The following is a 17,477-nucleotide window of genomic DNA, read 5'->3' as shown; positions in this document are numbered from 1 at the left end:
GTTAACGCGCACCGATCAGGGAAATCCGGATGGCGCGCCAGCCTCGCCACAGAAAGAAGCCGCGCCGAACCCAGCGCATAGCCCGCCGCGGGCGGGCGACGACGGCAACCAAAACAGCTATGCCAACAGCGGCTGGATGGTGTTTGAGCCAGTCGACGCCCTTGAGAACCGTATCGCCACGCGCAAGCGCCGCTTCAAGTGGCACCGAATGACGCGCCAGAACACGGCGCTGTTCATCGATGCGCGCCTTGAGGGCACCATGCCGGGTAGCCAGCTCCAGTAATTTCGGGTTCATTCAGACTTGTTGCGATAACGACGCAATAGCGCCATGTCCGCTTCGAGTTCAGACAGGCTCGCCCGAAACATTTTGCTTGGTTGAGAGGTTTGCCGCTTCAGTGAAGCAATCAGATACAAGGCACCACCTATGAATAGCACGGCAAAGATGCCCAACACCAAAACCCGGTGCTCCCAGAAAGCCAGCGACAGACAAAAAATCGCCAAGACAACGCCAACCGCGAGCAAAAACGCGGCGCCAATCGCCTTCGACCAGAGCGACATGAGACGAAGCTTTTCTTCCTCAAGCTCTGTAACGAGAAGTTCGGCCCGCGTTTTGACAATCGCGATCAGCGTCGCAACGCTACCTTTCAGCGCGGCGAAGAGGCCTTCGCGGCCCGCTTCACCGCCTGCTTGTTCGGTCATTCGCTTAGCGACGGCCGATCAGCACACCAAGGGCAAGTCCCAGTGCCGCGGCAACACCGACGGCTTTCCAAGGCTCTTCGTGTACGAAATCGTCGGTGGCACGCGCAGCGGCCTTGGTTTTGTCGACCAACGCAGCTTCCAGATCGAGAACACGCTCCTTGGTATCGCGCAGACGAACACTCAGACGTTCACGCAGTTCGCTCACTTTTTCACCAGCAGCACCGGCAGTGGCACGCAGCAACTCTTCGGTGTCGGAGATCACTACCTTCAAATCGGTAACCAACTTTTCCTTGTTGGCAGCAGTCATTTCTTCGGACATTTTTAACCTCGTTAGTGAGTTAGGCAGAGATACAGATTATCCCTACGGCGCAGCGAAATCAATTCGCATGAATGCTTATTTGAAGTCGTAATCGATTACCAGCGGGGCATGGTCGGAAAAACGCTCGGCCTTGTAGACTTCAGCCTGCCGGGCAGAAGCGGAAATACCCGGCGTGGCAATCTGGTAATCGATCCGCCACCCCACATTTTTGGCCCAAGCCTGGCCGCGATTGCTCCACCAGGTATAACAAGCCTCGCCGGCGTCGGGGTAAAGAGATCGATAGACATCGACCCAGCCTTGTTCATCAAACACCCGGCTGAGCCAGGCACGCTCCTCTGGCAGGAAACCGGAGTTTTTTTGGTTCGATTTCCAGTTTTTCAGATCAATGGCCTGATGCGCAATATTCCAGTCGCCACACAGGACTATTTCCCGCCCTTCCGCCCGTAAGGCAACCATGTGCGGCAGAAACACATCGAGAAAGCGGAATTTGGCTTCTTGCCGCTCAGGCGAAGAAGAGCCCGAAGGCAGGTAAAGCGAAATCACCGACAGATTCCCGAAATCGGCCCGGATATAGCGCCCCTCGGTGTCGAACTCACCTCCGTCGAAACCCTCGACTACACGGTCAGGCTTCTGTCTGCTCCAGATCCCGACGCCGCTGTAACCTTTTTTCTCGGCGCAGTGATAGAACGCGTGCATGCCATCCGGAGCCATCATCTCGGACGTCAAGTCGGGTAATTGTGCCTTCAGTTCCTGTAAGCAAAAAATGTCAGCGTGTTGAGAGGCCGCCCAGGGCAAGACATTTTTGCTCCAGGCAGAGCGGATACCATTGAGATTCAGGGAGATGATGCGTAACATTGTGCAATGATCGGCCCGGTTTTCCCGGTCGGATAGAATGGAAAAATATGGATTTTCGTCAGGAATTTATTGAATTTGCGCTGAGCTGCCAAGTACTGCGCTTTGGCGAATTCAAAACCAAGGCGGGAAGGCTCTCGCCCTACTTCTTCAATGCTGGTTTGTTCAATGACGGCAACTCACTCGGCCGTCTCGCCGAATTCTACGCGAAAGCTGCTGAAGCCGGCGGTGTCCAGTTCGACATGCTGTTTGGCCCGGCCTACAAGGGCATTCCGCTGGTCGCCACGATCACCATGGCCATGGCCCAGCGCGGCCAAAATTATCCCTTCGCCTACAATCGCAAGGAAGCCAAGGATCACGGCGAAGGTGGCAACATTGTTGGCGCACCACTGACCGGCCGGGTGCTGATTGTCGATGACGTGATTTCAGCCGGCACCTCGGTCCGAGAGTCAGTCGAACTGATCCGCGCTGCCGGCGCCACCCCGGCTGGCGTATTGATTGCGCTCGACCGCCAGGAACGCGGCCAGGGTGAACTGTCGGCGGTACAGGAAGTCCAGCGCGACTATGGCATCCCGGTCATCGCCGTTGCCGGGCTGAGCGACCTGATGTCCTTCCTGGCCCACCATCCGGAATTTGCTGCCCACCGCGACGCCGTTACCCGCTACCGGGAGCAGTACGGCATCCATGCGTAAAACGCTGCTCATTGCCCCTCTGTTGTTGATTTCGCTTGGCTCGGCGCAAGCGGCGGGGGAGTTTTACTGCTGCCATGATCCAAGCACGGGTCGCCGGGTCTGCGGCGACATGTTGCCGGAGCAGTGCCGGGGACGCGCCTATCGGGTTCTGGACAGCGGTGGCAACATCGTCAAGGAAGTGGGCGCGGCGCTGACGCCGGAGCAAAAAGCCGAACAGGCTCAAGAAAACCTTCGGCGCAAGCAGCTTGAAAACGCCAGCCGCGAGCAGCGGCGACGTGATCAGGCATTGCTCGATACCTACGCGATGCCAGAAGACATCGATTTGGCTCAGCGCAAAGCCGAGGCAGACGTGAACCTGGCCATTCTGGCGACCATTACACGCATAGACCAAGCACAAACCAAGCGCAAAAAGTTTGAAAACGAGGCCGAGTTCTACAAGAAGAAAGCCTTGCCCCCAGACCTGGAGCGGGATTTGCGCGCCATTGACCACGAGATCAAGCTCCAGCAGGAGTTGCTCGACATCAAGAAGCGGGACTTCGCCGTTATCAAGGCCAAGTACGACGCCGACCGCAAGCGCTACTACGAACTGACCCGCCGCTCGCCGCCAGCGCCGAGCGGCACAGCTCAACCTGCCCGCTGATCAGCTGGCCAGTTTTTGCTTGAGCAGGTCATTGACCTGCTGCGGATTGGCCTTGCCCTTGGCCGCCTTCATGACCTGACCGACCAAGGCGTTGAACGCCTTCTCCTTGCCGGCCTTGAACTCGGCGACATTGGCGGGATTGGCTGCCAGAACTTCGTCAACCAATGATTCGATAGCGCCGCTGTCGGTAATCTGCTTGAGACCCTGCTTGTCGATGACTTCGTCAGCTGTCATCCCCTCGCCATTCCACAAAGCCTCGAAAACCTTCTTGGCAATGTTGTTGGAGATGGTGTTGTCAGCGATGCGCAGGATCAAGCCGGCCAGTTGGGCCGCCGATACCGGTGATTCGGCGATTTCCTTGCCATCCTTGTTGAGGCGGGCGGCGAGATCAACCATGACCCAGTTGGCGCAGGGCTTGGCATTCTGCTTGCCGGCGATTGCCACGGTCGACTGGAAAAAAGAGGCAATTTCGGAATTTGCCGTCAGCGCCGTTGCGTCGTAGTTCGAAAGCCCGAACTCGCTGATGAAGCGCTCGCGCATCTGCACCGGCAGTTCCGGCAGTTCGCTCTGGACGCGGGCAATCCACTCGCTCGAAATGACCAGCGGCAGCAGATCAGGATCGGGGAAATAGCGGTAGTCGTGCGCGTCTTCCTTGCTGCGCATCATGCGGGTTTCGCCGCTATCCGGGTCGAACAGCACGGTGGCCTGCTGAATCCGGCGGCCTTCTTCGATTTCGTTGATCTGCCACTGGACTTCGAAGTCGATGGCTTCCTTGAGGAAACGGAAGGAGTTGAGGTTTTTGATCTCGCGCCGGGTACCGAATTCGGCCTGACCTTTCGGCCGCACCGAAACGTTGGCGTCGCAACGGAAGGAGCCTTCCTGCATGTTGCCGTCGCAGATGCCGATCCAGCGCACCAGTGCATGCAGCGCCTTGGCGTAGGCGACCGCTTCGTCGGACGAGCGCATGTCCGGCTCGGAAACGATTTCGAGCAGCGGCGTGCCGGCGCGGTTGAGGTCAATGCCCGACTTGCCCTGAAAATCTTCATGCAGCGACTTGCCGGCATCTTCTTCCAGATGCGCACGGGTCAGGCGAACAACCTTCTCGTAAGCCTTGTCACCCTGACCGACCTGCACCGTGATGTTGCCGCCAACGACGACGGGCAGGTCCATCTGACTGATCTGGTAACCCTTGGGCAGGTCCGGATAAAAGTAGTTCTTGCGGGCAAAGACCGACTTCTGGGCGACTTCGGCGCCGATGGCCAGGCCGAAGCGAATGGCGCACTCGACCGCCTTCTTGTTGAGCACCGGCAAAACGCCCGGCAAGGCGAGATCAACCGCACACGCCTGGGTATTCGGTGCAGCGCCGAAGGCCGTCGAGGCGCCCGAGAAAATCTTCGAAACCGTCGCCAGTTGTGCGTGCGTTTCGATACCGATCACTACTTCCCACTGATTCATGGCTTCATCCGTTTCAGAAACAATGTCCGCTCTTCGCCTCGACCATGATCGGCCAGAGATACTCGAAGGCCTGCCCGTCGCAGGACTTGGGACAACTGTTGAATGCAATCGTTACTTTTGGACCCTGCTCCCACATGCGAACCAGGCAATCCGACTGTTTCTTGTGGCGGAGCAGGGCTTGCGGCATTTTTTCGATCTGCTCGAACTCATTGAGGTCAAAGCGGCAGGTGCCGTGACCCTTCATGCTGACCTGGGCGACAAAGGTCTTGACCTGGGCTTCCTTGACCAGCAGGTCGAGCCGCGTCTGCGTCCCGATGGCATCACGATGCGTACAGCGCGAGCGGACATTGAGCGGGCGCGTCGGCTGCGGCTTGAGGTTGCGATTGGCCAGATACTTGAGTGTCGAGTTCTTGAACTTCGGTTCCTTGCTTTCTGCCGCCGGCTTGTCGACCACCGGCTCTTCGGCAGCAACGATTTCCGGCTGCTTCTCGACCTCGGCACAACCGGCCGCTGCCAGAACGACAACAAGCAGCAGACGCCGCCACATGCCTATTCGACGGCCGCCCGGCGCTGATGCCAGTCGGTCGCCTGCTGATAACGGTGCGCCACGTTGAGCAATTGCCCTTCGGCAAAATAGTCACCGATCAACTGCAGGCCAACCGGCAAGCCACCGACAAAGCCGCAGGGAATCGACATGCCGGGCAGACCAGCCAGATTGACGGCAATCGTGTAAATGTCGGAAAGATACATCTGCACCGGATCGGCGGCTTTTTCTCCGAGCTTGAAGGCGGTCGACGGTGAGGTCGGCCCCATGATCACGTCGCAGGATTTGAAGGCTTCGACGAAATCGTTGGCAATCAATCGACGGATACGCTGCGCCTGCAGGTAATAAGCATCGTAATAGCCGTGTGACAACACATAAGCGCCGATCATGATGCGTCGTTTGACCTCGGCACCGAAGCCCTGAGCACGGGTCTTTTCGTACATCTGCTCGAGGTTGTCGTACTCGGGCGCGCGATAACCGTAACGGGCGCCGTCGAAGCGCGACAGATTGGAACTCGCTTCGGCCGGCGCGATGACGTAATAGGCCGGCACCGACAAATGCGAGTTGGGTAGCGAGACTTCAACCGTCGTTGCGCCGAGCTTTTCATATTCGGCAATCGCGGCACGAACGGCAGCCATCACCTCGGCATCGCAACCTTCGCCGAAGAATTCCTTGGGCAGGCCGATGCGCAGACCGTTCAGCGGCTTTTCCAGATCGCGGGTGTAGTCCTCAACCGGGCGATCCAGCGAAGTCGAATCGCGCTCGTCGAAGCCGACCATGGTATTGAGCAACAGCGCGCAATCTTCGGCGCTGGCCGCCATCGGGCCGCCCTGGTCGAGCGACGAGGCAAAGGCGATCATGCCGTAACGCGAAACCACACCGTAAGTCGGCTTGAGGCCGGTCAGATTGCACAGTGCGGCCGGCTGGCGGATCGAACCACCAGTATCGGTGCCGGTTGCGGCAGGCGCCAAACGAGCGGCAACCGCAGCGGCCGAACCGCCGGAAGAGCCGCCAGGCACTCGGCTGGTATCCCAAGGATTGCGCACCGGGCCGAAGAACGAGGTTTCGTTCGACGAACCCATGGCGAATTCGTCCATATTCGTCTTGCCCAGCGACACCATCCCGGCGTCGGCGTGCATTTTGTGAATGACCGTCGCGTCATAGGGCGAAACGAAATTGGCCAGCATTTTCGAGCCACAGGTCGTCGTCCAGCCCTCGGCGCAGAAGATATCCTTCTGGGCAATCGGGATACCGGTCAGCGGGCCGGCCGTGCCAGCGGCGATACGAGCATCGGCAGCCAACGCCATTTTCAGGCTTTTTTCCCGGTCGACCGTGACAAAGGCGTTGAGCGTCGGGTTCAGGCGCTCGATACGATCAAGGAAGAGCGTCGACAGTTCGACGCTCGAAATCTGCTTGGCGGCCAGGGCCTGCGACAGCTGCTTCAGGCTCTTGTTGATCATTCGATCACCTTCGGCACAAGATAGAGGCCAGCTTCGGTATCCGGGGCGACGGCCTGATAGGCAGCACGACGGTCGCCTTCGGTGACGGCATCTTCGCGCAGTCGCTGGCTGACATCCTGAGCATGCGCCATCGGTTCGACGCCGCGGGTATCGACAGCCTGCATCTCCTCGATCAACTGGAAGATGCCATTGAGGTGGCCTTGAGTGGTCAGCGCCTCGTCATCGCTGATCTCGATTCGGGCGAGATGGGCGATGCGTTTAACCTGTTCTAATGTGAGCGACATGGGGTCCGAAGACTTTATTGCAGCGCACAAAGTCTTAAAATGGAAAGCGTTATAAGGTATCATAAAAGTTTTCCCTACCGCACCCCCCAAGCGGAGCATACATGTTCGGTTTCCTCAGCAAATACTTCTCGAATGACCTCGCCATCGACCTTGGCACCGCCAATACGCTGATCTATGTGCGGGCGCGCGGCATCGTCCTCGACGAGCCGTCAGTCGTTGCCATCCGCCTCGAAGGCGGCCCCAACGCCAAAAAAACAATCCAGGCGGTCGGCCGTGAAGCCAAAGACATGCTTGGCAAGGCGCCGGGCACCATTACCGTCATCCGCCCGATGAAAGACGGCGTCATTGCCGACTTCACCGTCACCGAGCAGATGCTCAAACAATTCATCAAAAAGGTGCACGACTCGAAGCTGTTCAGCCCGAGCCCGCGCATCATCATCTGCGTCCCCTCCGGCTCGACCCAGGTCGAACGTCGCGCCATCCGCGAATCCGCCCTCGGCGCCGGCGCCAGCCAGGTTTACCTGATCGAGGAGCCGATGGCTGCGGCGATCGGTGCCGGCCTGCCGGTTTCCGAAGCAACCGGCTCGATGGTTGTCGATATCGGCGGCGGCACCACCGAAGTCGGCGTCATCTCGCTTGGCGGCATGGTTTACGCCGGTTCCGTGCGCGTTGGCGGCGACAAGCTGGACGAAGCGATCATCAATTACATCAGCCGCAACTACGGCATGATGATCGGTGAAAACACCGCAGAGAACATCAAGAAGACGATTGGCTCGGCGTTCCCGGGCGCTGAAGTGAAGGAAATGGAAGTCTCCGGCATCAACAAGGCCGAAGGAATTCCACGCAAGTTCACGATTTCCTCCAACGAAATCCTCGAAGCACTGACCGATCCGCTCAACCAGGTGGTTTCCGCCGTGAAATCGGCGCTCGAAAAGACGCCGCCGGAACTGGGTGCTGACATTGCCGAAAAGGGCATGGTCCTGACCGGTGGTGGCGCCCTGCTTCGCGACCTTGACCGTCTGTTGATGGAAGAGACCGGCCTGCCGGTGATCGTCGCCGACGAGCCACTGACCTGTGTGGCGCGCGGTTGTGGTCTGGCTCTGGAAAAAATGGACAAGCTGGGCAGCATTTTTGCCTCGGACTGACCGTTGACCGCAGCACGACAGGACTGAGCGATGGCCGGCATCGACCACGCGCCTCCACCGTTCTTCAAGCAAGGGCCAGCGCCGCTGGCCCTTCTGACTTTCTACATCGCCGTTTCGCTGGCGATCTTCGTTGTCGACCTGCGTTTCAAGAGCCTGGAACTGCTCCGCCAGAGCATTGCCCTGGTTGTAGACCCGGTGCAACGTGTCGCCCAGACGCCGGGTAGTCTGGTGGACTATGCCGCCAGCTATCTGCAAGGCATGCGCGGCCTGCAGCAGGAAAACAACGAGCTGAAACACGCCCAGCTCACCACCGCCCCCAACCTGCAGCGGCTGGCCCAACTGGAGGCCGAAAACGAACGGCTGCGCAAGCTGCTGTCGGTCAAGGAACGCGAAAAGGCCAACGGTCAGGTGACGCAGATTTTGTACACCGCGCGCGATCCTTTCTCGCGCAAGATTATCGTCGACAAGGGTCAGCAAGCCGGCGTCGTGGCCGGACAGCCTGCCATCGACGAGACCGGCGTCGTCGGCCAGGTCACTCGCGTCTTCCCGTTCTCGGCTGAAATCACGCTGATCACCGACAAGGATCAGGTGGTGCCGGTGCAGATCGTGCGCAGCGGCCAACGCTCGGTCGTTTTCGGGCTCGGCAACGGCCAGCTCGAACTGCGCTACATGCCGGCCAATGCCGACATCCAGATCGGTGACATACTGGTCACCTCCGGACTTGACGGCATCTATCTGCCCGGCTTTCCGGTCGCCAAGGTGGTCAATATCGAACGCGACAGCGCCTATTCATTCGCCCGCATTTTCTGCGTGCCGATTGCCGGTGTCGAAAACTTCGGCGAGGTGATGGTTCTCGACCCGCGCCAGCCCTTGCCGCCAGCGCCGCCGGAATCAACCGGGCGACCTGGAAGCAGCGACAAACCCGGCTTGGCTGGCAAGAAAAAGAAAACCGTGGGTAAGGGAAACTGATGCAACCGACTTTTTCCTCTTCGCGCATCCTGCAGCCGGTCCAGCCCTGGTTCATTTTCTTCAGCCTGATCGGCGCCGTCGCCCTTAATTTCCTGCCGACGGCTCACTGGCCGGGCGTTCCAGACTGGGTCGCGCTGGTGTTGTGCTTCTGGTGCATCCGCGAATTCCGCCGCGTCGGCATGGGCTGGGCCTTTGTCCTCGGCCTGCTCATGGATGTCGCCGATGGCGCTGTCCTCGGCCAGCACTGCTTCGCCTACGTGCTGCTCGCCTACACTGCCTCAGCCCTGTCCCGGCGCATCCTGTGGTTCCCGCTGGTCCAGCAGGCCTTGCAGGTGTTGCCTCTGCTGGTTGCCACGCAAATCGTTCAGGCCCTGATGCGCCTTGCTGTCGGCGCCGACTTTCCGGGCTGGGGCTATTTTATCGGCCCCGTTGTGGCCACCCTGCTCTGGATTCCGGCAACCTTCATCCTGCTCCTGCCCCAGTACCGGCCGGTTGAGCAGGACCCCAATCGCCCGATTTAAGACCGAGGCAGGCAGTACGTGTCCAACTTCACCAATCCGGAAGCCGATGTAGACCGTTTTCGCTTTCGCCTGGGCATTGCCGCCATCGGCGTCTTGCTGGCTTTCGGCCTGTTGCTTGGCCGCTTTGTCTGGCTGCAGGTCATCCAGCACGATTTTTACCAGACCCGGGCCGAAGACAACCGCATTGCGCTGATCCCCATCGTCCCCAACCGTGGCGTCATCACCGACCGCAACGGGGTGGTCATGGCCCACAATTACTCAGCCTTCACGCTGGAAATCACCCCTTCCCAGGCGGGCGACCTGGAAGCCACCATCGATGCACTGGCCGAAGTAATCGACATCCAGCCCAAGGATCGCAAGCGCTTCAAACGCCTGCTCGATGAGGCGAAGAATTTCGAATCGATCCCGATTCGCACGCGCCTGACCGATGGCGAAGTCGCCAAATTTGCGGCACATCGCTATCGTTTTCCCGGCGTCGAGGTCAAGGCCCGACTGTTCCGCCAATACCCGCTAGGCGCTATCGCCTCGCACGCCATCGGCTACATTGGCCGGATCACCGAGCGTGATCTGAAATGGATCGAAGATTCGGAAAAACAAGCCAACTACAAGGGTACCGATCACGTCGGCAAAACCGGTCTCGAACAACACTACGAATTCGAACTGCACGGCGAAACAGGGTACGAGGAAGTCGAAATTGATGCCGGTGGCCGTGCCTTGCGCAGCCTGAAACGGATTCCGCCGGTATCCGGCAACAACCTGGCCCTGACCCTGGACGCCAAGTTGCAGCAGATCACCGAGCAGGCCTTCGGCGACCGCAAGGGGTCCCTCGTTGCCATCGACCCGAAGACCGGTGGCATCCTCGCCCTGGTCTCGACACCGACCTACGACCCCAACCTGTTCGTCGACGGCATTACGCCCGACAACTGGAAGGAACTCAACGAGCACCCGGACAAGCCGATGGTCAACCGGGCGATCAACGGTGCCTATCCGCCGGGTTCGACCTTCAAACCGTTCATGGCCCTGGCTGCGCTGGAAATGGGCAAGCGCACGCCCAATCAGGCGATCAGCGATCCTGGCTACTTCACCTTCGGCAACCATACTTTCCGCGACGATAAAAAGGGTGGCCACGGCAGCGTGGACATGTACAAGTCCATCGTCCATTCCTGCGACACCTATTACTACATCCTGGCCAACGACATGGGGATCGACAATATCTCCAAGTTCATGGGCTCGCTGGGCCTCGGCCAGCGCACCGGGGTCGATCTCGGCAAGGATGACTCCGGGGAATCGAAGGGCGTCCTGCCGTCGCAGGAGTGGAAAAAACAGCGTTTCAAGAAGCCTGAGCAGCAAAAATGGTATGCCGGCGAGACGATCTCGATTGGCATCGGCCAAGGTTACAACGCGTATACACCGATTCAGCTGGCCCAGGCCACCGCCACCGTCGCCAACAACGGCGTGATGTTCCGGCCGCATCTGGTGCATTACCTGATCGATACGAAAACTGGCGAAAAACGTCAGGTCGAACCGAAGCCGATTCGCGACCTGCAGTTGAAGCAAAGCAACGTCGATGTCATTCGCCGGGCCATGGTTGGCGTCAACAAGGAGGGTACCGGTGCCCGCGCCTTTGCCGGCGCGCCGTACGAGGCTGCCGGCAAGACCGGGACGGCGCAGGTCTTCTCGCTGAAGGGCGCCCAGTACAAGGAAGGCAGCACCAAGAAGGAATTGCGCGACCACGCCCTGTTCATCGCCTATGCTCCGGCCGACAACCCGAAAATCGCCCTCGCCGTTCTCGTCGAAAATGGCGGTTTTGGCGCCCAGTCAGCTGCCCCGATCGCCCGCATGGTCATCGACTACTATCTGCTCGGCAAGCTGCCGGGTGGTGCGGCACCGGAAGATCCGGCGGCCATTGAGGAAGAGCACGAAGAATGATCGACATCGTTGGCACCCTCCGCCGCAGCTGGCAGCAGTTGATCGCCCATATCGACTTTCCGCTCTTTTTCATTACCCTGGCGATCATGGGTGTCGGCCTGGCCACGGTCAATTCTGCCACCTGGGACAGCAATCACCGGATGCTTTCCCAGGCCGGAAACATGGGCATCGCCATGGTCGTCATGTGGTTCGTCTCGCGCCTGCCGCCGCAGAAACTCATGAATTTCGCCATCCCGCTCTATGTCTTCGGGATCATCCTGCTCGTTGCCGTGTTCCTGTTCGGGATCAAGGTCAACGGGGCCAAGCGTTGGTTGTCGCTCGGTTTCACGCGCATCCAGCCGTCCGAGATCATGAAGATCGCCATGCCGCTCATGCTCGCCTGGTATTTCCAGAAATACGAGGCGACCCTCAGACTCAAGCATTACTTCGTTGCCGCGCTACTGCTTTTCATCCCGTTTGCGCTGATCGCCAAGCAGCCGGACCTCGGCACCGCGCTGCTCGTTGGTTCGGCAGGTTTCTACGTCATTTTCTTCGCCGGGCTGCCGTGGAAGGTCATTGCCGGGCTGCTCGTCGCCGCTGGCTCCGCCGCGCCGATTCTCTGGGGCATGATGCACGACTACCAGCAAAAGCGCATCCTGACCCTCATCGACCCGACCACTGACCCGCTCGGTTCCGGTTATCACATCATTCAGTCGACCATCGCCATCGGCTCCGGTGGCGCCTTTGGCAAGGGCTACCTGAACGGCACCCAGACCCACCTCGAATTCATCCCGGAAAAGCATACCGACTTCATCTTCGCCGTCTATTCCGAAGAATGGGGCCTACTCGGCAACGTCCTGCTCCTTTTCCTGTACACCCTGCTCATCGGCCGCGGCCTGATAATCGCCTCCGGCGCCCCAACGCTGTTCTCGCGTCTGCTTGCCGGCGCCATCACGCTGGGCTTTTTCACCTACGCCTTCATCAACATGGGCATGGTCAGCGGCATCCTGCCCGTCGTCGGCGTACCGTTGCCCTTCATGAGCTATGGCGGCACGGCGCTGGTCATACTGTTCCTCGGCGTCGGCATGCTGATGTCGATCCACACCCACCGGATGCTGGTCAAAAAATGACCCGACCACTTGTCCCGCTGACCCTCGCCTTGCTGCTCGCCGCCTGCGGCAGCGTGCCTCCCGCGCCATTGCAGGGTTCCACGGTCGACCGGGAAAAACAGCCAAATTTGAAATCGCCGACGCCGACCAGAAAGCCGACCGCCGTCCTCAAGCGCGGCGGCGGCTTTTATAAAGATGACGGCCCGGCCGACGACATTCCGGATGGTCTGGAAGACATCCCGGACGCCGAACCGAAGTGGGAACCGCTGCACAAGCCGGCAACCAAACCCTACGTCGTGCTTGGCAAGGAATACTTCCCGAACAACGCGCTCAAACCGTACAAGACCCGCGGCATCGCCAGCTGGTACGGCAAGAAGTTCCACGGCCAGAAGACCTCGATCGGCGAACCCTACGACATGTTCGCCATGACTGCCGCCCACCCGACGCTGGCCCTGCCCTCCTACGTGCGCGTCACCAGCTTGCAGAGCGGCAAATCAGTGATCGTCCGCGTTACCGACCGCGGCCCCTTCCACGCCGACCGCGTCATCGACCTGTCCTACACCGCCGCCTACAAGCTCGGCCTGATCAACGGCGGCAGCGGCCAGGTCGAGGTCGAGGCGATCATTCCCGGCGAGCTGGCCGGCACCGCCTACGCCCAGGTCACGCCTCCACCGCGGATAGCCAGCAACGCCGAAAATGACGAGATCGAGCAATTGGCCAAACGCGTGGCACTCGACGAACCACCCGTGCCAACACCAGTTCCGGCCGGACCGAACAGCGATGCCGGTGTAGCCAAGGGCATCTACCTGCAACTCGGCGCCTTCTCCAACGCCGACAACGCGGAAAGCCTCAAAAACCATCTGGTGCGCGAACTCGACTGGCTGACCGAAGCCATGCGGGTCAATCCGGCCGGCGGCATTCACCGCGTTCACCTCGGCCCCTACGCCAGCCGCGGCGATGCCGACCGCGTGGCGGAAAAGATCCGCGCCGCACTCGGCTACCGGCCGACCATCGTCAGCCGCTAAGCTTCGACCACGTTGTTGACCGTGGCGACCACCACGTTGCCGCAGCCCTGATACTCGAGGCTGGAAAAACTCATCATCCTGGCCATGGCGATGCCCCGGCCGTTGGGGTCGAAAGCGCGATCCGGATCGAAAGCCAGGAATTTCGACCATTCAAAACCATGGCCCTGATCGGTGATCGTAAACACCACGGATTCCGTCGTGCGCTCCAGCCGAATCGTTGCGAAACGCTCGCAAAATTGCGGTAAAGCGAGCCGCCGGGAAATTTCTGCCTCCCAGTCGCCCTCCCATTTGAGCAGCGATTTTTCCTGATAACTGACGCCAAGATTGCCGTGCTCGACGGCATTGACCATCAAGTCGGAAAGCCCTGGAGCAACCACGTCGGGCACCGAACACATGGCAGCCAGTACGGGGACCAGGCTGGCAATGTCGTCCATCGTGACGAAGCGGTATTCGACCGTGCGAATCAGCTTCTGTGCGTCTTCCAGCCGGGCCGCCCGGCTGCGCAACTGGCTGCGCGCCCGGCGATCCTCCATCGCCACACGGACGATGGATATCAGCGCCTCCGGCTCGTACGGCTTGGTCAGGTAGTAGTAAGCCCCCGCTGCGAGACCTTCCCGCACCTGATCCGGCGACGATGCGGCCGTCTGCATGATGACCGGAATGTCGGCAAAGCGCGACTCGCGCTTCATTCGCCGAAGAAATTCCATGCCGTCGAGCTCGGGCATCATCCGGTCGAGAATGACCAGCGAAAAATTGCTCTCCGGGGCAATCAGGCTGGCCCACGCCGCCAGCGGATCACTGTGCATCTCGAGCGAGATATCTTCCTGCTCGAGAAATTCTTCGATTATGAACAGGTTCAACTGTTCGTCATCGACGACGAGAACACGTTCCTTATCCATGCATCAGCCTTCCCGCATCGCCTTCCTTTTTCCCAGCCGCCCACCGGCCAAATTCACCGCGAATTTCGATGCCGTTCGCCGCAGGCAAACAGGTCATCCGCGAGGTGTGATCCTAGCATGAGCTATCCGTTTGACCAGGATCAATGGCAAAAGCAGGCGGCTGGCTATACTCCGCCGCTTGCTATTCCGGATGTCTCCGATGACCTCCCTGCCCGATCTCGTCTGCCCAGCCGGTAGTTTGCCGGCCCTCAAGGCTGCCGTCGACAACGGCGCCGATGCCGTCTATCTCGGCTTCAAGAACGACACCAACGCCCGCAACTTCGCCGGCCTCAATTTCGACGCCAAGACCATGGCCGACGGCATTCGCTACGCCCACGGCAAGGGTCGCGAAGTGCTGCTGGCCATCAACACCTTCCCCCAGGCCGGCCGCGTCGCCGACTGGCAAAAGGCGGTCGACGCCGCCGTCGACCAGGGTGTCGATGCCATCATTCTGGCCGACATCGGGCTGCTCGACTATGCCCGTAACCGTCACCCGCGCCAACGCCTGCATCTGTCGGTGCAGGGCTCGGCGACGAGCTACGAAGCGATCAATTTCTGTCAGCGCGAATTCGGCATCCGCCGCGCCGTGCTGCCGCGCGTCCTGACCTTGGCCCAGGTCGAGAACGTCATCAAGAACACGCCGGTCGAAATCGAAGTCTTCGGTTTCGGTAGCCTGTGCGTCATGAACGAAGGGCGTTGCTGGCTGTCCTCGTATGCCTGCGGCGAATCGCCGAACACCGTCGGCGCCTGCTCGCCGGCCAAGTACGTGAAGTGGGACAAGAAGCCGGGCGCCATGGAAACCCGCCTCAACGGCGTGCTCATCGACCGTTTCGGCGACGACGAGCCGGCCGGCTACCCGACGCTGTGCAAGGGCCGCTTTGAGGTCCAGGGCGAAACCTATTACGCGCTCGAAGAACCGACCAGCCTCAATGTGCTGGAAATCCTGCCTGACATCATCAAGATCGGCGTCCGCGCCATCAAGGTCGAAGGCCGCCAGCGCAGCCCGACCTACGTCGCGCAGGTTACCCGCACGCTACGCGCCGCGCTCGATTCGCTGCGCGACGGCAGCGAGCGCTTCCACGTCAAACCGGCCTGGCAGGCCGAGCTCTCCAAAGTCTCCGAAGGCAGCCAGGCGACGCTCGGCGCCTACAACCGGCCATGGCGCTGAAGGACAACGCAGCATGAAACTCTCGCTTGGCCCCCTCCTCTATTTCTGGCCCAAGGCCGAGGTCATGGAGTTCTACGCCGAAATGGCGCAGAACCCGGCCCTCGACATCATCTACGTCGGCGAAGTCGTCTGCTCGCGCCGCCAGCAGTTGCGTACCACCGACTGGATCGGCCTGGCCCGCGACCTGACCGATGCCGGCAAGCAGGTCGTCGTTTCGGCCCAGGCCCTGCTCGAATCGGAGAGCGATCTCAAGGCGCTGCGCCGGCTGGTGGACGACTCGGGTTGCATGCTCGAAGCCAACGACCTCGGTGCAGTCAACCTCGTGCACGGCCAGGATTTCGTCGCCGGCCCGCACCTCAACATCTACAACGAGACGACGCTCGCCACCTTTGCCCGCCACGGCCTCAAGCGCTGGGTGCCGCCGCTCGAAGGCACGCGGGCGATGATCGAAACCCTGCACGCCAGCAAGCCGGCCGGGGTCGAGACCGAGGTCTTTGCCTTCGGCAAGATTCCGCTCGCCTTTTCGGCCCGCTGCTTCACGGCCCGCCACTACGATCTGAACAAGGATGACTGCCAGTTCAAGTGCCTGGATCACGCCGAGGGCCTGACCCTGAAAACACGCGAAGGCCAGGATTTTCTTTGCATTAACGGCATTCAGACAATGTCGGCGCAAAGCTACAACCTGCTGCACGAAATACCGGACATGCTGAAAATGGGCATCGACATCGTGCGCATCAGCCCGCAGAAGGACCACATCAATGCCATCATCGCCGCTTTCGATGCCGCACGACGCGGCGAGGCGGTGAGTGTCGATAGCCGGGAATGGAACAGCAGCGGCCTGGTCGATGGCTACTGGTTCGGCGATGCGGGTATAGTCCAGCATCACACGCAAGCCTTGGCACAACTCGGAGTCTGATCATGAACGGCAGCTTCACCATCCCCAAATTCCGCTTGCCCACCTTCGTCGCCAACCTTGGCCAGAAGTTGCCGCAATGGCCGCATGCGCTGGTGCTGGTCGCCGGCCTCAACGCCGCGCTGAAAATGAAACTGCTGCCGGAAAGCGAACTGGCCCTGCTCGAAGACAAGCTGTTTCGCGTCCGCGTTCTCGATACCGGCGGCGAGGCTTCATACACCTACGCCAACGGCCTGTTCCGGCCGGTTTTCACCTCACAACGCGAACCCGATCTGGCTTTTGCCGCCAATCTGTCGGCCTACCTGCAACTGCTTTCCCGCCAGGAAGACCCGGACACCCTATTCTTCAACCGCGAACTGGAAATCACCGGTGACACCGAGCTTGGCCTGATCGTCAAGAACATGCTCGACGCGGTGGAATGGCCGAAATTTTCAGCCAGGCTGCCGGTTTTCCGCCACTAGGCGAGCGTTATCCGGTCCGACCGTATTTCCACGGTCAACCGGAAATTCTGGCCAAAATTGAAATCCGCTAAACGGCGCCAATCGGCACGATACTGAGCGTTTCAGCCAGTTCGATGGGGGTCGCCAAGCCCTGCATTTCACGAATGCTGCGCGGCCCGAGAAAGACGGCGACGCCGGCCTGCAAATCCCCTTCTGCCGACATCAGATGCGAACGAATGGCCGGGTACTCATGCCCCACGGCTTCAAGCACTTCGCCCACGGTATCGCCGCTGGCCATGATTTCATGCTGGCCACCGGCAAAGCTGCGCAGCGCCTGTGGAATGTGAACGGATACGACGGGAGAATCGAACATAATATGCCTCCTCGCGGTCTGTG

At 60.1% G+C, this 17,477-nt stretch carries 21 protein-coding genes; 11 read left to right on the top strand and 10 right to left on the bottom strand.

What is annotated here, in order from left to right; all coding sequences use genetic code 11:
• Nucleotide 1: 1 nt before the first annotated feature.
• The 4 genes from AC07TV_RS15785 to AC07TV_RS15770 all read right to left on the bottom strand — a co-directional run bounded on the left by AC07TV_RS15785 (nucleotide 2) and on the right by AC07TV_RS15770 (nucleotide 1,873).
• A complete protein-coding gene (locus AC07TV_RS15785) occupies nucleotides 2-295 on the bottom strand; it encodes a YqjK-like family protein (RefSeq protein WP_494649321.1) in 294 nt (97 codons plus the stop codon).
• Nucleotides 292-699 carry a phage holin family protein gene (locus tag AC07TV_RS15780; RefSeq protein WP_494649320.1) on the bottom strand — a complete coding sequence of 136 codons (408 nt, stop codon included), beginning with the start codon at nucleotides 697-699 and terminating at the stop codon, nucleotides 292-294. Before AC07TV_RS15780 ends, AC07TV_RS15785 begins: the two co-directional genes overlap by 4 nt.
• A gap of 4 nt (nucleotides 700-703) precedes the next feature.
• A complete protein-coding gene (locus AC07TV_RS15775; RefSeq protein WP_226496813.1) occupies nucleotides 704-1,018 on the bottom strand; it encodes an ElaB/YgaM/YqjD family protein in 315 nt (104 codons plus the stop codon).
• A gap of 75 nt (nucleotides 1,019-1,093) precedes the next feature.
• On the bottom strand, nucleotides 1,094-1,873 hold the full coding sequence (locus AC07TV_RS15770) for an exodeoxyribonuclease III (protein WP_494649319.1): 780 nt from the start codon (nucleotides 1,871-1,873) through the stop codon (nucleotides 1,094-1,096).
• Between the two features lie 47 nt (nucleotides 1,874-1,920).
• Here AC07TV_RS15770 and pyrE point away from each other — a divergent pair, with 47 nt between their 5' ends.
• On the top strand, nucleotides 1,921-2,562 hold the full coding sequence (pyrE, locus tag AC07TV_RS15765; RefSeq protein WP_494649318.1) for an orotate phosphoribosyltransferase: 642 nt from the start codon (nucleotides 1,921-1,923) through the stop codon (nucleotides 2,560-2,562).
• Nucleotides 2,555-3,202: a transcription factor S-II family protein gene (locus AC07TV_RS15760; RefSeq protein WP_494649317.1), complete on the top strand. Its 648-nt coding sequence runs from the start codon at nucleotides 2,555-2,557 to the stop codon at nucleotides 3,200-3,202. The genes pyrE and AC07TV_RS15760 overlap by 8 nt, the downstream gene beginning before the upstream one ends.
• On the opposite strand, the gene gatB is transcribed toward AC07TV_RS15760, so the two are convergent.
• The 4 genes from gatB to gatC are packed head-to-tail and all read right to left on the bottom strand — an operon-like array spanning nucleotide 3,203 to nucleotide 6,945.
• Nucleotides 3,203-4,657 carry an Asp-tRNA(Asn)/Glu-tRNA(Gln) amidotransferase subunit GatB gene (gatB, locus tag AC07TV_RS15755; protein WP_494649316.1) on the bottom strand — a complete coding sequence of 485 codons (1,455 nt, stop codon included), beginning with the start codon at nucleotides 4,655-4,657 and terminating at the stop codon, nucleotides 3,203-3,205. It lies immediately after the preceding gene.
• A gap of 13 nt (nucleotides 4,658-4,670) precedes the next feature.
• Nucleotides 4,671-5,204, bottom strand: coding sequence for a hypothetical protein (locus tag AC07TV_RS15750; RefSeq protein WP_494649315.1), 534 nt, complete (start codon nucleotides 5,202-5,204; stop codon nucleotides 4,671-4,673).
• A 2-nt stretch (nucleotides 5,205-5,206) separates the two neighbouring features.
• Complete coding sequence (gene gatA, locus AC07TV_RS15745; RefSeq protein WP_494649314.1) at nucleotides 5,207-6,661, bottom strand: Asp-tRNA(Asn)/Glu-tRNA(Gln) amidotransferase subunit GatA; 1,455 nt, start codon at nucleotides 6,659-6,661, stop codon at nucleotides 5,207-5,209.
• Nucleotides 6,658-6,945 carry an Asp-tRNA(Asn)/Glu-tRNA(Gln) amidotransferase subunit GatC gene (gatC, locus tag AC07TV_RS15740; protein ID WP_494649313.1) on the bottom strand — a complete coding sequence of 96 codons (288 nt, stop codon included), beginning with the start codon at nucleotides 6,943-6,945 and terminating at the stop codon, nucleotides 6,658-6,660. The genes gatA and gatC overlap by 4 nt, the downstream gene beginning before the upstream one ends.
• A gap of 101 nt (nucleotides 6,946-7,046) precedes the next feature.
• On the opposite strand from gatC, the gene AC07TV_RS15735 reads away from it, so the two are divergent.
• Genes AC07TV_RS15735 through AC07TV_RS15710 form a run of 6 tightly spaced genes read left to right on the top strand, consistent with a single transcriptional unit; the run spans nucleotide 7,047 to nucleotide 13,622 of the window.
• The gene (locus AC07TV_RS15735) at nucleotides 7,047-8,090 is read left to right on the top strand and encodes a rod shape-determining protein (protein WP_494649312.1); all 1,044 of its coding nucleotides are present in this window, start codon (nucleotides 7,047-7,049) and stop codon (nucleotides 8,088-8,090) included.
• 30 nt (nucleotides 8,091-8,120) lie between these two features.
• A complete protein-coding gene (mreC, locus tag AC07TV_RS15730) occupies nucleotides 8,121-9,059 on the top strand; it encodes a rod shape-determining protein MreC (RefSeq protein WP_494649311.1) in 939 nt (312 codons plus the stop codon).
• Nucleotides 9,059-9,580, top strand: coding sequence for a rod shape-determining protein MreD (mreD, locus tag AC07TV_RS15725; RefSeq protein WP_494649310.1), 522 nt, complete (start codon nucleotides 9,059-9,061; stop codon nucleotides 9,578-9,580). Before mreC ends, mreD begins: the two co-directional genes overlap by 1 nt.
• Nucleotides 9,581-9,598: 18 nt before the next feature.
• On the top strand, nucleotides 9,599-11,509 hold the full coding sequence (mrdA, locus tag AC07TV_RS15720) for a penicillin-binding protein 2 (RefSeq protein WP_494649309.1): 1,911 nt from the start codon (nucleotides 9,599-9,601) through the stop codon (nucleotides 11,507-11,509).
• Nucleotides 11,506-12,618: a rod shape-determining protein RodA gene (gene rodA, locus AC07TV_RS15715; protein WP_494649308.1), complete on the top strand. Its 1,113-nt coding sequence runs from the start codon at nucleotides 11,506-11,508 to the stop codon at nucleotides 12,616-12,618. Before mrdA ends, rodA begins: the two co-directional genes overlap by 4 nt.
• Nucleotides 12,615-13,622, top strand: a complete 1,008-nt coding sequence (locus AC07TV_RS15710) for a septal ring lytic transglycosylase RlpA family protein (protein ID WP_494649307.1) — start codon at nucleotides 12,615-12,617, stop codon at nucleotides 13,620-13,622. The genes rodA and AC07TV_RS15710 overlap by 4 nt, the downstream gene beginning before the upstream one ends.
• On the opposite strand, the gene AC07TV_RS15705 is transcribed toward AC07TV_RS15710, so the two are convergent.
• On the bottom strand, nucleotides 13,619-14,521 hold the full coding sequence (locus tag AC07TV_RS15705) for an ATP-binding response regulator (protein WP_494649306.1): 903 nt from the start codon (nucleotides 14,519-14,521) through the stop codon (nucleotides 13,619-13,621). The two genes, AC07TV_RS15710 and AC07TV_RS15705, sit on opposite strands and share 4 nt — an antisense overlap.
• 199 nt (nucleotides 14,522-14,720) lie before the next feature.
• On the opposite strand from AC07TV_RS15705, the gene ubiU reads away from it, so the two are divergent.
• Genes ubiU through ubiT form a run of 3 tightly spaced genes read left to right on the top strand, consistent with a single transcriptional unit; the run spans nucleotide 14,721 to nucleotide 17,102 of the window.
• Entirely contained in the window at nucleotides 14,721-15,728 is a 1,008-nt protein-coding gene (gene ubiU, locus AC07TV_RS15700) for a ubiquinone anaerobic biosynthesis protein UbiU (protein ID WP_494649305.1), read from the top strand.
• A 13-nt stretch (nucleotides 15,729-15,741) separates the two neighbouring features.
• Complete coding sequence (locus AC07TV_RS15695; protein WP_494649304.1) at nucleotides 15,742-16,644, top strand: U32 family peptidase; 903 nt, start codon at nucleotides 15,742-15,744, stop codon at nucleotides 16,642-16,644.
• 2 nt (nucleotides 16,645-16,646) lie between these two features.
• Nucleotides 16,647-17,102 (top strand): ubiquinone anaerobic biosynthesis accessory factor UbiT, encoded by a 456-nt coding sequence (gene ubiT / locus AC07TV_RS15690; protein ID WP_494649303.1) that lies wholly within the window; start codon nucleotides 16,647-16,649, stop codon nucleotides 17,100-17,102.
• Between the two features lie 67 nt (nucleotides 17,103-17,169).
• On the opposite strand, the gene AC07TV_RS15685 is transcribed toward ubiT, so the two are convergent.
• Nucleotides 17,170-17,454: a MoaD/ThiS family protein gene (locus tag AC07TV_RS15685; protein ID WP_494649302.1), complete on the bottom strand. Its 285-nt coding sequence runs from the start codon at nucleotides 17,452-17,454 to the stop codon at nucleotides 17,170-17,172.
• Between the last annotated feature and the right edge of the window lie 23 nt (nucleotides 17,455-17,477).

This window comes from Azonexus sp. GW821-FHT04F04, from assembly GCF_059420025.1.
Note: the sequence above shows the minus strand (reverse complement) of the source record. Positions and strands in the feature narration are given on the sequence as shown.